The following is a 14167-nucleotide window of genomic DNA, read 5'->3' as shown; positions in this document are numbered from 1 at the left end:
CGTGGCGGGCCCCTACCCTGGGTGAGCACGCCCCGCGTATGAAAGATCATATTAACGATTGGTCATGTAAAAAGCGCCCTACCCGCACGCAGAAAAAAAGCGGAGGGTCGGGAAAAAAATGGGTCCCCTGGTGCAAATAGCACTTGACGAATCACGTGAGAATTAACTATATAAGTACTTGAGATTCCATTATATATCTTATGCGAATTAAAGACGTCGTCCACTACCCCACTCCTGGGCCGGTTTCGGCCGGCATTTGCGACGAGCTTGATCGCTGCTCGCCATCGAAATTGCCAGCTGTCGTTCAAGGTTCTTCAGCGCCTCTGCATCATTTGTAGCGCCGACCATCGACGCCCGTTCACAGGCATGCCAATTTTGGCCGCTAGGACCGCCGTTTCCCTGGAGGTCGTCCAATGCGCTGCATGCTCCTTGTCTGCTTGCTCTTGCTTGCGCCGCCGGCTCGGGCCGCTTCCGACTTCACCGATGGCGTATGGCTGACGACGGGATACGGCCATGCCTATGCCATCGACGGCGGACATTTGCAGCGTTTCGAGATCACGGCAATCAGTTGCCAGAAGTCGGTCTCTGCCGAACGCGTTGCGGCCTTCGAAAATTCCGCTCGCTTTGCCGGCTCCAGCATCAACAACGACACCGGGGTAATCGATGCCTTCGCGTTCCGGCGAGGTCGACAGCCGAACCGGCTCGTGCTGACTGTGGACGGCGTCGCCACCCAGACCCAACTCACACGCACCGATGCACTGCCAACGGCCTGTTCGCAGGCCGATTCCACGGATCCCATCGTCAATTTCGACATTTTCGCGCGAACTTTCGCCGAACAATATCCGTTCTTCAAGCAGCATCACGTGGATTGGGCGGCTGTGACAGCCACACATCGGATGGCTATCGGCTCTACCACGGACGATCAGACGCTCTTCAGGCATTTTCGCGAGATGCTGGCGCCACTCGAAGATGCCCATGTCTGGGTCGAGGCACCAGCCCTCGGCCTGGAGTTCAGCGGCTGGCGCCCACCCGCAGCCAGGAGCGAGGCAATCCATCAGCGCGCGCTCACCATCGTTGAAAAGCGGTTCCTGACGACGCCCCTCGCCTGGTACTGCAACCGGCAGCTTGCATTCGGCATGTTGCCCGACGGTGTCGGCTATTTGCTGATCGTCAGTTTCGAGAACTACGACAAGAATGCCGAAACTGCCGCCCAGACTGCCGCTCTCGATGCGGCGCTGGACGACATTTTCGGCAAGGTAGCCGGATTGCATGGGCTCATCGTCGACATACGCCTCAATGGCGGCGGCACTGAAATGTTGGGCTTGCAGATCGCGGCACGCCTGACCACCGTGTCCTATCCTGCCTCCAGCAAGATCTTTCGCATCGATCCGGCGGATCCGACGAAATTCAGCAAGCCGCAGCCGATCATGGTGACACCTTCCCCGCGCCCGGGCTTCTACGGACCGATGGCGCTGCTGATGGGTCACGACAGCGTCAGTGCGGCCGAGGCTTTCGCCATGTCGCTCCAGGGGCGCAGGCACAAACCCGTCTTCATCGGTGAGAACACGCAAGGCGTCTTCTCCGACGTGCTGATCCGCCATTTGCCGAATGGCTGGCGCTTCGGCGTTCCCAATGAAATCTACTTGAACCAGCATAGGCAAGCCTATGATATAATGGGCGTTCCACCTGATCTTCCGACCGCCCTGTTCACTGAGGCCGATCTCGAGGCCGAGCGTGATCCTGCTCTTCAAGCCGCGATGCATGCCATTGACGAAGCGCACCGATCGGGGCCGTTTCCCGATCTTCCAAATCGATAATGAATTAGATTCAATAGAAGATATAACGTATTGAAAAACATATATTTTTATCTTGAAATTCGCTTGATTTCGGCGATCATCTCGTCGGTGCTGCGTGTCCGGCAATAATGCCCCTTCATGCTGTCGATCGAAGCCAGATGATTTTCCGGTGTCTCGGCCGCACAGCAATCCTCTATCTGTGTCACGAGGAAGCCGCGGTCGGCTGCGTCACGTATGGCCGACTCGACGCACTGGTCGGTCACCACGCCATAGACGATCAGGAACTCCACACCGAGATTGCGCAGCACATACTCGATATTGGTGGCGTTGAAGATGCCGGATGCCGTCTTGGGGATGATGATCTCATCGCCTCTGGGACCGACAGTCTCGATCACTTTCGCTTCCCAGCAACCCTTCGGGAAATTCAGTCCTGAGATCTTGTGGTCGAGGCTGCGGTCGCGGCCATCCTGGGTCAGGCTTTCCAGCACGGTGAAGATCACCTCGATGCCGGCGGCCCTCGCCGCTTCCTGCAGGCGGGCCTGGTTGGGGATCACCACGCTGTCGATGCGTTCATAGAAGGCCCGCTTTGCCGCTTCCGGCGTGCCCGGCATGCGGGCCCGCGCCAGAATCTGCGCGTTGAACTCGCCATTCTGCATATCGACGTTGAGCAGCGCCGTTCGGGCCGCAACAATCTCGCGCTCGCGGTATGCGCCGCCCGGCGCGTCGATGGCTGGAAGGCCGGCCATGATGTCCTCACAAGATGGAATGCCTTGCTGTAATTCAAATTACGGTTTTGCCCGCAATTGACCTATCCTGTACCGAGGCACTGTGAAAGACAATGGCATCCGCGCGGGTGTCAGGAACATCCGCTCGGACATCGAGAAGAGGTATCGCCATGGAGCCCCCGAGAGCCGCCCTGCCCCAGACCGGCACGACGCTGGCCGACCGCGTCGCGGCAACCATGCCGTCGCTGAGCGATGCGGAGAAGCGTGCGGCCCGCGCCCTTCTTGCTCGCTATCCGACCACCGGCATGGAGACAGTGGCACTGTTCGCCGAGAGAGCCAAGGTCAGCGCCCCCACCATCCTGCGCTTCGTGGCCAAGCTCGGCTTCCCAGGTTATGCCGACTTCCGGCGGGCCCTGCGCGAGGAAATGGAGGCCCAGGCCGAATTCCCCCTGACGCGCCCGCATGCCGATGCCTCGACCTCTGCGCTCATCGAATTCAGCAGCGCCCTGGCCGAGACGGTGCAAGGCTCGATCGCCATGATCAACGAGGCGGAGCTCGCGCGCCTGGTCGACATTCTCGTCGATGAAAGGCGCCAGGTCTTTCTGCTTGGCGGCGATTTTACCGAGCCGGCTGCACGCCATCTGGAATTCCACCTGCGCAAGCTTCGCGGCAAGGTCCGGCTGTTCTCCGCGGGACTGATGCGACGCGCCGACGAGCTTGCCGAGCTTCGGCGCAAGGACGTGGTGATCCTGTTCGATATCCGCCGCTATCAGGCCGACACAGTGCGTACGGCCGAAGTGGCCAAGGGCCGCGAAGCCGTGGTTGCCCTCTTTACCGACCAGTGGATGTCGGATGCCGCCCAGGTCGCCGATATCGTGCTGAGGGCTCGCGTCGACGTCCCCTCGCCCTGGGATAGCCTGATCGGAGTGATCGCCTTGGTGGAAGCGGTTGCTCTCGCAATCGACTCCCGGCAATGGCCGGTCGCCAGGGCCCGTTTCGAAACCATTGAAGGTGTCCGACAGAAGCTGCTCCCATGACGTTTCTTCATTTTGCCAAAAATTACGTCATCGTCGCCATTAACATCATCTTGTAAGAAATAATTCTCACATGCTAGCGTTCGTTCCCATAAGAACAGGGGAACGGCACGCCAATGGCAACAAGGCCTGAGAGCGTCATCACGGTCTGCTGCAGCGACATTGCCGGCCAGGTTCGCGGCAAGGGATTTCTGGCAAGCGACCTGGAGAACCGCCGTCGCTTCGGTGTCGGCTGGACCCCGACCAACATCATGATCAATTGCTTCGGCCGCATCCCCGCCACTCCGTTCGGCGCGGAAGGCGATCTCATGCTGGTGCCGCAACCCGGCGGGGATATCCGCCTGCCCTATGACGACGGCACGCCCGCCGAACACATCATCCTCGGCGACATCATGACCATGGCGGGCACTCCCTGGGATTGCTGCCTGCGCAGCCTGCTCAAGCGGGCCCTCGTCGCTCTGGAGGCCGAGGCGGGCCTGCGCCTCATCGCCAGCTTCGAGCATGAATTCTGGTACGCGGCCGGAGAAGAACGCCCGGGCGACTCCTACGCCGCCAGCAGCCTCAGGGGCATGGAGGGCTTCATCGGCTCCTTCCTGGCTACCCTGCGCGCCAATAATATCGCCCCCGACACCTTCCTACCCGAATACGGCCCTCGGCAGTATGAAATCACCATCGATCCCGCGGAGGGCTTGAAGGCGGCCGACCAGGCGGTGAAACTCCGCGAAATCTGCCGCTCTCTGGCCCGCCGCCATGGCAGCCATGCCAGTTTCTCGCCCGTGGTGACACCGGGCATCGTCGGCAATGGCGTGCATATCCATTTCAGCCTGACCGACCTTGCCGGCAAGCCCGTCTGCTATCAGCCTGGACGACCGGGAGGCATGAGCGAGATCTGCGCTTCCTTCTGCGCCGGCATCCTGCGACATGCTCGCGCCCTGTGTGCCGTCACCGCACCGAGCGTGATCTCCTATGAGCGGCTGAAGCCGCATTCCTGGTCGGCCTATTATGCCAATCTCGCCGATCGGGACCGCGAGGCGCTTTTGCGCATCTGCCCCTATCCCGAGATCGAGGGCATCGACGTCGCCAAGCGTTACAACATCGAGTATCGCGGCGCCGATGCCACTGCGAGCCCCTATCTGCAGCTGGCTGTGCTGGTCTTTGCCGGTCTTTCGGGCATACGGGACGCCCTGCCCGCTCCCTTCATCTCCAGCGGCGATCCCGGGCGTTGGAATGCAACGGAACGAGCCGAACGTGGCATCGGCGACCTGCCTCGCAGCCTGGACGAAGCCCTGGATGCCTTGAAGGCAGACACCGCAGCCACCGCCTGGCTCGGCCCGGTTCTGACCGAGGCCTATCTCATGCACAAGCGCGGCGAGATCGAAATGGCTGGAGACACCGGCCTGGAAGACCTCTGTGCCCTCTATGCGAGGGCCTATTGATGATTTCGCCCCTGCGCCCTCCCCCGACCAGCCTGCTCGCTGCCGGCGATCCACCGCCGGTCGGCTTGCACAATGAAGAGGCCTTCTCGCCCTTCCTGATCATCTGCGACCATGCCGGCAATGCGGTTCCCGCCGCCCTGGCGAGATTGGGCCTGCCGCAATCAGAGCTCGACCGCCATATCGGCATCGACATCGGCATCCTGGGCGTCAGCATGGACCTGTCCCATCGGCTGCGGGCGCCCCTGATATTCCAGCGTTATTCGCGCCTGGTGGCGGAGTGCAACCGGCGGCTCGACTCGCCGAGCTTCATGACGCCAATTTCCGACGGAACGACTGTGCCGGCCAACCGAGATCCCACGGCCGATGACCGCCAGGCTCGTATCCGCGAGATCGTCGAACCCTATCATGCCGCGATATCCACCCACATCGATCACAAGCTGGCGGCCGGCCTGCCCCTGATCCTGGTGTCGATGCACAGCTTCACGCCGTCGCTTTTAGCCGCTCCCGCGCCGCGCCCCTGGCATGTCGGCCTTTGCTTTCACGACAACAGGCAATTCTCGGATCTGGTTCTCGCTGAACTGGCCAATCAGAGCGATCTCGTGATCGGGCGCAACGAGCCCTACGGCGTCAACATGGCCGAGGACTATTCCGTGCCCGTCCACGGTGAGGAGCGACGATTGCCCTATGTCGAGTTCGAGATCCGCCAGGACCTCATCGCCGATGCATCGGGCCAGGCGGCCTGGGCGGAGCGCCTGGCGCCCGTCCTGAATGCCGCCTATGCGCGCTTCAGCCTGGAGACCGGCCGATGATCCCCGATCGCAAGGCGCCCCTCGATCCCGTTCGGACTGCCATCCTGGTGATCGACACGCAGGACGGCATCTTCAACGCACAAGCCGAGGCAACACGGCCCTACTTCTACCGCTCGGCCCGAGATGTTGCGATTCCGAACATTGCACGCCTGCTGGCCGCCGGCCGGGCTGCAGGCACCGAGATCGTCTATACCGTCATCGCCAGCCTGACCCGGGACGGCCGCGATCGCAGCCTCGACTACAAGCAGACCGGCTTCCATTTCGCCCCCGGCAGCCCGGAAACCCGCGTCATCGCCGAGCTCGCGCCCGGCCCGGACGACATGGTGCTGCCGAAAACCTCGTCTAGCCTCTTCAACTCCACCAATTTCGAATATCTCGTCCGCAATATCGGGCTCGACAGCCTCGTGGTAACGGGATTCCTGACCGATCAATGCATCGACCATACCGTGCGCGACGGCGCCGATCGCGGCTTTCGCATGGTCTGCCCCGTCGACGCCTGCACCACCGATACGCCCGAGCGACACGAGCGGGCCCTGAGCGCCTTCAAGGGCTATTGCCGTCAGACCAGCACCGACGAGTTGGTCAAAGAACTGGCGGCCCCGCGGAGGCGCGGCGATGGCTGAACCGACCTCGTCGCAAGCCGCCCCCCTGCTGCACACGGCCGATCTTACCAAGGCCTTTCGCGGCCTGGTCGCCCTGCGCAATCAGGCCATCAGCGTGCGGGCCGGCGAGATCGTCGGCATCATCGGCCCGAACGGATCGGGCAAGAGCACTTTTTTCAATCTGGTGACGGGCTTCTCGCGCCCCAACGCCGGCACGATCGAGTTCCTGGGCCAATCGATCGCCGGCCTGTCGACGGCTGCCATCGTCGAGCGGGGCATCGCCCGAACCTTTCAGGGCTCGCGCCTGTTCGGCTCGTTGAGCGTGCGGGACAATGTGCTGGCTGCGGCCCAGCTTCGCCATCCCATCGGCCCCTTGGCGGCGATCCTGCGGGGCGCGCACTACCGCGAGCGCCTGGATGCCGCCCAGCGCTCTGCCGATGAATTGCTCGACCTGATGGCCCTCCAGCCGAAGGCTCGGCAACCGGCATCGGCCCTGCCCTATGGCGACCAGCGCCGGCTTGAAATCGCCCGCGCTCTGGCAACTCAGCCACGGCTGCTGCTGCTCGACGAGCCCGCCGCTGGGCTCGATTCCAACGAGACCCGTGTCCTCGCCGGGTTGATCCGGGCCATCCGGGACCGCTACGGCATTGCCGTCGTGGTGGTCGAGCATGACATGGATCTGATCATGACGCTGTGCGAGCGCATCCAGGTCCTGGCCACCGGCGAGGTCATCTGCACCGGAACGCCCGCGGAAGTGCGCAGCAACAGCAGGGTCCGGGAGGCCTATCTCGGCCATGCCTGATGCCCGCTCCTCCTCTCCTTTGCTCCGGATCGACGGGCTCGAAGTCAATTTCGGCGCGGTCCGTGCGCTCAAGGGTGTCTCCCTCGATGTCGGCCAGGGCGAAGTCGTTGCCCTGGTCGGCGCCAACGGCGCCGGCAAGAGCACGACCTTGCGCACGATCTCCGGCCTGAACCGTCTAAAAGCCGGAGCCATCACCTTCGCGGGCCAGGCAATCGCAACCCTTCCGCCCGCCGAGATCGTGCGGATCGGCATCTCCCATAGTCCGGAGGGCCGGCGCCTGTTCGGCGGCCTGACGGTAGCCGACAATCTGCGTCTCGGCGCCTGCACGCGGCGTGATCGCGACGGCATCGGCCGTGACCAGGAACGCATGTTCGCCCTGTTCCCGATCCTCAAGCAGCGCCTGGCGCAATTGGCCGGCACGCTCTCGGGCGGCGAGCAGCAGCAGCTTGCCCTCGCCCGCGCCATGATGGCGGCCCCTCGCCTCCTGCTGCTCGACGAACCCTCGCTCGGCGTGGCTCCCCTGCTGGTCCGCCACATCTTCGATGCGCTGTCCGAACTCAAGCGCCAGGGCATGACCATGCTGCTGGTCGAGCAGAACATCGCAATCGCCCTCGAACTGGCCGACAGGGCCTATGTGCTGCGCACCGGCCGCGTGGTGCTCTCCGGCAGCTCCGCCGAACTGACGGCCAATGACCGCGTGGCGCAGGCCTATCTGGGGGCCGATGAATGAACGGCTTCGAATATATCCTCCAGCAGATCATCAACGCCGTCAGCCTGGGCAGCCTCTATGCCCTGGTCGCGGTCGGCCTCTCCATCGTCTTCGGCGTGCTCAAGCTGACCAATTTCGCCCATGGCGATGTGATGATGGTGGGCGCCTTCACCACCGTGATCCTCGGCGTGGCCGGCATGCCTTTTGCCCTCGCCATGCTCTGTGGCATCCTCGCGGCGGCCCTGGCCGGCTTCGTGATCGAGCGCATCGCCTACCGGCCGATCCGCAACGCGCCGGACGTGACGCGGCTGCTGACCAGCCTCGCCGTCACCTATATCCTGGAAAATCTCGGCATCCTGGCCTTCACCTCTTCGCCGCGCAATTTTCCCCTGCCCGATTTGCTCAACGGCTCCTGGCAATTGGCCGATGGCGCTATCACCTTCACCAACATCAACATCCTGACCATCGCGCTCTCCTTCCTGTCGCTGCTGGGCCTCGGCTGGTTCATCACCCGCACCACCGTCGGGCTCGGTATGCGCGCGGCAGCCGAAGACATGTCCGCCGCCCATCTCGTCGGCCTCGACGTCAACCGGGTGATCGTGATCGCCTTCGTGGTCGCCTCCGCCTATGCCGGGCTCGCCGGCGTTCTCTGGGCCGCGCAGGCCGGGGTCGTCCAACCCCAGATGGGCTTCACGCCTTTGCTGAAGGCCTTCGTGGCCGCGATCATCGGCGGCTTCGGCTCGATCTCGGGCGCCCTTGTCGGCGGCTACATGCTCGGCGCCCTCGAGATCTTCATCGTCGCCTTCCTGCCCGATGCGGTGACGCCATACCGCGACGCCATCGTCTTCAGCCTGCTGATCGCCTTCCTGCTGTTCCGTCCTGGCGGACTGCTGCAGCCCAATCGAGAGATCAAGCTATGAAAGCCGGCCTGCCCATCGCCCTGCTCGCGGCCGTCGGCTTGGTGGTTGCCGGTGCGATTGCCATCGGCGCTCCCCTGGTCCTGAGCGACTATTTCACGCGCATCCTGATCCTGATCGCTCTCAACTCGGTCCTGGTTCTCTCGCTCTCGCTGAGCAATGGCTTCACCGGCGTGTTCTCGCTGGGCCATGTCGGCTTCGTCGGTGCCGGCGCCTATGCCTCGGGCATCCTGTCGCTGACGGTGCAACAGAAGGCTGCCCTGCTGCCGCATCTGCCGGCGCTGCTGTCGGGCTTCAGCCTGCCCTTCCTGCCGGCCACACTGGCGGCGGGCCTGTTCACCGCCCTGTTGGCGGTGATCGTCGGCTATCCCCTGATGCGGCTGTCGGGCTATTTCGTCTCGGTGGCAACGATGGGTTTTCTCATCATCGTCAATGTCGTGCTGATCAATGCGGCCGATTTCACCCGCGGCTCGCGCACCTTCACCGGCGTGCCCCTGCAGACCAACCTGCCCTGGGTGATGGCCTGGCTGGTGGTGACGCTCATCTTGCTGGCGCGCCTGGTCTATTCGCCTTTCGGCCGTTCGATGATGGCCGTCAGAGACGACACCATCGCCGCAGGCGCCGTCGGCATCGACGTGCTGCGCACGCGGCTGATCGCCTTCGTGATCGGGGCCTTCTTCGCGGGCGTCGGCGGTTCGCTCTATGCCCACTATCTCGGCTCCTTCTCGCCGATCACCTTCTATTTCGCCATGACGCTGAACCTGATCGCCATGCTCGTCCTGGGCGGCATGCGCTCGCTTTCCGGCGCCTTGATCGGCGTCGTCTGCGTCTCCTTGCTATCCGAGGTGCTGCGCTCCGCCGAGCGCGGCTTCAGCCTGCTCGGCGTGACCGTGCCGCCCCTTTTCGGGGCGAGCCAGATCGTGCTCGGCATCGTCTTCATCTTGATCATGATCTTCCGGCCGAAGGGGATCATGGGCGACCGCGAACTGACATTCGGGGCGACCAAAACATCGGCGAGCAGTCCATCAATTGAGAGGTGACCAGATGTTGACGTTGAGCAGACGCAGAACCCTCGCCCTCGGCCTGTCGGCCGCCGCCTTGCTGGTACATGTGGGGCCCGCGCTCGCTGCCGATCCGATCAAGATCGGCTATTCGGCCAATCTTACCGGTGTGCAGGCCTCGCTGGACGGGCCGATGCTGAACGGCGCCAAGCTGGCGGCGCAGGAGATCAATGCCGCCGGCGGCGTGCTGGGCCGGCCGATCGAGCTGGTGACCTACGATTCCAAATCGGACGCCACCGTGATCTCGACCGTCGCCAGCCAGATGATCGACAGCGACAAGGTCGTCGGCATCATCGGTTTTGCGGATTCGGATTCGGTGCTCGCCATCGGTCCCCAGGTCCAGAAGGCGGAAATCCCCTTCGTCACCCCCGGGGCCACCTCGCCCAAGCTGCCGGCTCAGCTCGGCAACGAGGTTTTCCTCGCCGCCTTCGGCGACAATGTCCAGGCAGCCGTGGGAGCCGAGTTCGCGCTGAAGACGCTGAACGCCAAGACCTGCTATCTGCTCACGGATATCGGCACCGAATACACCACCCTGCTCTCGGACTATTTCGTCAAGGCCTATGAGCATGGCGGCGGCAAGATCGTCGGCAAGGACAGCTACAAGATCGGCGACAAGACCTTCACGGCCCAGATCGCCAAGATCAAGGCCCTGTCCGAGAAACCAGCCTTCATCTATGCGGCCGCCAATGCCGAGGAAATCGGCCTCATCCTCAAGCAGTTGCGTCAGGCCGGCATCACCCTGCCTGTGGTGGGCGGCGACGGCTACGATACGCCTTTGCTGCTGCAGGTGGGTGGCGAGGCCGCCAACGACACCTATTTCACCACCCACGCCTTCATCGGCGACGGCGCCAGCGCCAAGGTGAAGGCCTTCATGGACGCCTACCAGAAGGCCTACAACACCGCGCCGGAAAATGCCTTTGCCGCGCTCGGCTACGATGCCGTGAAACTGATGGCCGACGCCGTCAAGCGCGCCGGAGCGCCCGAGCCCGCCAAGATCCGCGATGCGCTCGCAGCCACCTCCGGCCTTGATGGCGTGACAGGTACGATCACCTATCGCCCGAACGTCTCGGTGCCGGACAAGTCGGTCTCGGTGATCGGTGTGAAGGGCGGCAAGCTCACGCTCGCCGGAGAGGCCGCGCCCTCCTTCGTCGCGGAGCCCTGACATGGCCACTTCCCTGTCCTTGTGGGAGGTCTATCGCGCCGCATTCGCCGGCGCGATCTTCACCGATCTGAGCCACGCCTTCCACCCCGGGCAACCCCGCTTCTCGGCCTTCCCGGACGAGGAGCGCCAGCTCGTGTTCGACTATCCCAAGGGCGATGCCTTCCAGGTGCATCGCTATGCCTTTGTCGGGCAATGGGGCACGCATGTCGATCCGCCCGTGCATTTCATCGAGGGCGGACGCGCCGTGGACGACCTGCCGGTCACCGACATGCTGCTGCCCCTGGTGGTGCTGGACATTCGGGAGAGGGTTGCCGGCAATGCCGATGCCACGCCGGAACTCGCCGATCTCTCAGCCTGGGAGAGCCGCAACGGCACCATTCCCGCAGGCTGCTTCGTGGCCCTGCGCACCGGATGGTCGAAGCGCTGGCCTGACAATGAGCACTTCTACAATCGCTCGGCAGACGGCGTCTCCCATTGTCCCGGCTGGTCGCGAGCGGTACTCGAAGAACTGTTCGAGAAGCGGGGCATCGCCGCAATCGGCCACGAGCAGATCGACACCGATCCCGGCTTGGCAACATCGAAGGGCGATTTCAGCCTCGAGCATTACGTGCTGTCGCGTGATCGCTGGCAGATCGAGCTGCTCGCCAACCTCGACGCCCTGCCGGAAGCCGGCGCCCTGATCATGACAAGCTGGCCCAAGGCCAAAGGGGGATCCGGATTCCCGGCTCGTGCCGTCGCCATCCATCGCTGATGGTTTTACTCATTGGCCGACCGCTTCAGCAAAATCCCTGAAAGCGCTCGACCAGCGCATCGATCATCACCCGTGCCCTCAGGCTGAGATCGCGGCGATGAGGCCAGACAGCGTAAATCGGCAGGCTATCCGGCGCAAATTGCTCGAGAACCACAAGGAGCTCGCCGTCCCGGATGGCATCGCCAACAAGCCAGGCTGGCACTTGTGCAATGCCGAAGCCGGCCAACGCCGTTTCGGCAATCGCTTCGTAGCTGCCAATGCTCAGCCGCCCCGCAACCGCAAGGCTCAGTGCCGTTCCATTGGCGGCTTGCAGTTGCCAGCTCTGCGGCTTTCCGCCCCGGACATAGCTGATGCAGGCGTGAGCGACGAGGTCTTCGGGATGGACCGGCACTCCATGGGTGCGCAGATAGTCGGGAGCGGCACAGGTTACGATCCTCTGCTCGCCGAGCCGCCGCGAAACCAGATCGGCCGGGCGCCCAAGTTGGCCGATCCGGACGGCGATGTCGACATGATCCTCCACCAGATCGATGAGATGGTTCGAGAATCCCACCTCGATCTCGATCCCGCAATAGCGGCGCGCCACATCCCTGACCACCGGCATGACGACACGGCGTCCGAGTAGTTCGGGCACGCTGAGGCGCAAACGGCCGGTCGGCTCGAGCCTTCGCGAGGACAACAGCCCTTCCGCCAGGTCGAGTTCGCCGAAAGCACGCTGGCACGCATCGAGATAGAGCTGCCCCTCCTCCGTGAGAGACAAGCGGCGCGTCGTGCGCCGGAACAGCCGAACGCCGAGCCGCTGCTCCAAACGGGCCACGGCCTTGCTCACGGCCGATCCCGTCAGGTCGAGTTGCTCGCCAGCGGCAGCAAAACTCTCGCTACGCGCCGCCTGCGCGAAGATTCTGGAAGCACTCAGCAACTCGCCGGCTATCATTCATGTCCTCAATTATGGAATTCATTTCCAGAGTAAATGGATCTCCCGTCCGGGAAGGGAAATCAATCCTCTAATATAGTTCTCCCACAATCAGATATCGAAGCGGGAGGCGAGGATGCGCGAAAGCGAGGGGACGGCGGGCCACGATGACTATGCGCTGGGCCGCATGCCCCGCGAGGCACGACACAACTGGATCACCGTCGCCACGCAACGTTTCGGCCAGCTCTCCTGCCTGTCCCAATTCATGCTCGGAGCCACGCTCGGCTATGGCATGACTTTCTGGGATGCCTTCCTGGCGCTGACCTTGGGCGCCGTGATCCTGGAGATCGTCGCCATCTTCATCGGTATCGCCGGCCAGCGCGAGGGATTGGGCCTGGTGATGCTCTCCCGCTGGGCGGGTTTCGGCCGGCATGGGTCGAGCCTGCTCTCGCTGGTCATCACCGTCAGCCTGGTCGGCTGGTTCGCGGTCCAGAACGCCGTCTTTGCCACCGGCATCCAATCCCTGCTCGGCGGCCTGCAACTCTGGGCCTGGGCCCTCATATGCGGGTTGGCCGTCACGATGGTGGTCGCCTACGGCATTTCGGCGATGGCCTGGCTCGCCTATGTCACGGTCCCCGCCTTCCTGCTGCTGGCGGGCTGGTCGATCCTCGCGACGCTGCAACAGCATTCCCTTGCCGCCTTGCTTGCCTCTCCGGCGCCGGGGCCGAAACTCAGCCTGACGGAGGGGGCGACACTGGTCGCCGGCGGTTTCATCATCGGCGCCGTGGTCACGCCGGACATGAGCCGTTTCAACCGCTCGCCATGGGACGTGGTCAAGCAGACCGTGATCAGCATCACCTTCGGCGAATATCTGATCGGCCTGATCGCGGTGCTCCTCGCCCATGCCGTCAGGAGCGCGGATGTCGTGGCCATCATCGTCACCACGACCAATGCCATCGGCACGATCATCCTGGTTACATCGACCATGAAGATCAACGACTGGAACCTCTACTCGGCCTCGCTGGGCGGCGTGAATTTTCTGGATGCCATCCTCGGCCGTGCGATCGACCGCAGGCTCGTCACTCTCGCTATCGGGCTGCTGGGCACCCTGCTCTCGATCTGGGCCGGCATGGAGCAGTTCACTCCGTTCCTGATCATCCTCGGCACAGCCATTCCGCCTGTCGGCGGCATCATCGTCACCGATTACTTCATCCTCAGGCGCAACCGGACCGTCCTGGATGCTTCCGCCGGCCTCAACCAGATTCCCGGGCAAGCCGAAGGTTGGAACCTCCCCTGCTTGCTCGCCTGGGTCGCCGGTCTCGCCACGGGACTCTGGCTCGATATCGGCATTCCGTCCCTCAATGCCCTGATCGTGTCCGGCCTCACCTATTGGCTGCTCTCGCGTCTGTTGCAGGCCTCGTCAAAACAGCTGACCTCGCACGAGGTCTGAAGC

14 protein-coding genes are annotated in these 14167 nt (G+C 63.4%); 12 read left to right on the top strand and 2 right to left on the bottom strand.

Annotated features, from left to right (window positions below):
• The first annotated feature begins 413 nt into the window (after positions 1 to 413).
• Entirely contained in the window at positions 414 to 1817 is a 1404-nt protein-coding gene (locus BA190_RS07540) for a S41 family peptidase (RefSeq protein ID WP_068284848.1), read from the top strand.
• Positions 1818 to 1864: 47 nt separating this feature from the next.
• Here BA190_RS07540 and BA190_RS07535 read toward each other — a convergent pair whose 3' ends face one another.
• Complete coding sequence (locus BA190_RS07535; RefSeq protein WP_068284846.1) at positions 1865 to 2542, bottom strand: cysteine hydrolase family protein; 678 nt, start codon at positions 2540 to 2542, stop codon at positions 1865 to 1867.
• Between the two features lie 149 nt (positions 2543 to 2691).
• On the opposite strand from BA190_RS07535, the gene BA190_RS07530 reads away from it, so the two are divergent.
• From BA190_RS07530 to BA190_RS07485, 10 genes are all read left to right on the top strand, one after another.
• Positions 2692 to 3558: a MurR/RpiR family transcriptional regulator gene (locus BA190_RS07530; protein ID WP_162275062.1), complete on the top strand. Its 867-nt coding sequence runs from the start codon at positions 2692 to 2694 to the stop codon at positions 3556 to 3558.
• Between the two features lie 113 nt (positions 3559 to 3671).
• Positions 3672 to 4991, top strand: a complete 1320-nt coding sequence (locus BA190_RS07525; RefSeq protein ID WP_068284844.1) for a glutamine synthetase family protein — start codon at positions 3672 to 3674, stop codon at positions 4989 to 4991.
• The gene (locus BA190_RS07520) at positions 4991 to 5800 is read left to right on the top strand and encodes an N-formylglutamate amidohydrolase (RefSeq protein ID WP_068284842.1); all 810 of its coding nucleotides are present in this window, start codon (positions 4991 to 4993) and stop codon (positions 5798 to 5800) included. Before BA190_RS07525 ends, BA190_RS07520 begins: the two co-directional genes overlap by 1 nt.
• A complete protein-coding gene (locus BA190_RS07515) occupies positions 5797 to 6423 on the top strand; it encodes a cysteine hydrolase family protein (RefSeq protein ID WP_068284840.1) in 627 nt (208 codons plus the stop codon). Before BA190_RS07520 ends, BA190_RS07515 begins: the two co-directional genes overlap by 4 nt.
• The gene (locus tag BA190_RS07510) at positions 6416 to 7204 is read left to right on the top strand and encodes an ABC transporter ATP-binding protein (RefSeq protein WP_068284838.1); all 789 of its coding nucleotides are present in this window, start codon (positions 6416 to 6418) and stop codon (positions 7202 to 7204) included. Before BA190_RS07515 ends, BA190_RS07510 begins: the two co-directional genes overlap by 8 nt.
• Positions 7197 to 7934: an ABC transporter ATP-binding protein gene (locus BA190_RS07505; RefSeq protein WP_068284836.1), complete on the top strand. Its 738-nt coding sequence runs from the start codon at positions 7197 to 7199 to the stop codon at positions 7932 to 7934. Before BA190_RS07510 ends, BA190_RS07505 begins: the two co-directional genes overlap by 8 nt.
• On the top strand, positions 7931 to 8833 hold the full coding sequence (locus BA190_RS07500; protein WP_068284834.1) for a branched-chain amino acid ABC transporter permease: 903 nt from the start codon (positions 7931 to 7933) through the stop codon (positions 8831 to 8833). The genes BA190_RS07505 and BA190_RS07500 overlap by 4 nt, the downstream gene beginning before the upstream one ends.
• On the top strand, positions 8830 to 9870 hold the full coding sequence (locus tag BA190_RS07495; protein WP_068284832.1) for a branched-chain amino acid ABC transporter permease: 1041 nt from the start codon (positions 8830 to 8832) through the stop codon (positions 9868 to 9870). Before BA190_RS07500 ends, BA190_RS07495 begins: the two co-directional genes overlap by 4 nt.
• A 4-nt stretch (positions 9871 to 9874) precedes the next feature.
• Positions 9875 to 11053 (top strand): ABC transporter substrate-binding protein, encoded by a 1179-nt coding sequence (locus BA190_RS07490; protein WP_068284830.1) that lies wholly within the window; start codon positions 9875 to 9877, stop codon positions 11051 to 11053.
• A gap of 1 nt (position 11054) precedes the next feature.
• Positions 11055 to 11804, top strand: coding sequence for a cyclase family protein (locus BA190_RS07485; protein ID WP_068284828.1), 750 nt, complete (start codon positions 11055 to 11057; stop codon positions 11802 to 11804).
• A 25-nt stretch (positions 11805 to 11829) separates the two neighbouring features.
• Here the strand turns inward: BA190_RS07485 and BA190_RS07480 are convergent, their stop codons facing one another.
• The gene (locus BA190_RS07480; protein ID WP_068284825.1) at positions 11830 to 12735 is read right to left on the bottom strand and encodes a LysR family transcriptional regulator; all 906 of its coding nucleotides are present in this window, start codon (positions 12733 to 12735) and stop codon (positions 11830 to 11832) included.
• Positions 12736 to 12850: 115 nt separating this feature from the next.
• Between BA190_RS07480 and BA190_RS07475 the strand changes: the two genes are divergently transcribed.
• Entirely contained in the window at positions 12851 to 14164 is a 1314-nt protein-coding gene (locus BA190_RS07475) for a cytosine permease (protein ID WP_068284823.1), read from the top strand.
• Positions 14165 to 14167: the final 3 nt, after the last annotated feature.

The organism is Labrys sp. WJW (assembly GCF_001676615.1).
In the GTDB taxonomy this organism is placed as follows: Bacteria; Pseudomonadota; Alphaproteobacteria; order Rhizobiales; family Labraceae; genus Labrys; species Labrys sedimenti.
Note: the sequence above shows the minus strand (reverse complement) of the source record. Positions and strands in the feature narration are given on the sequence as shown.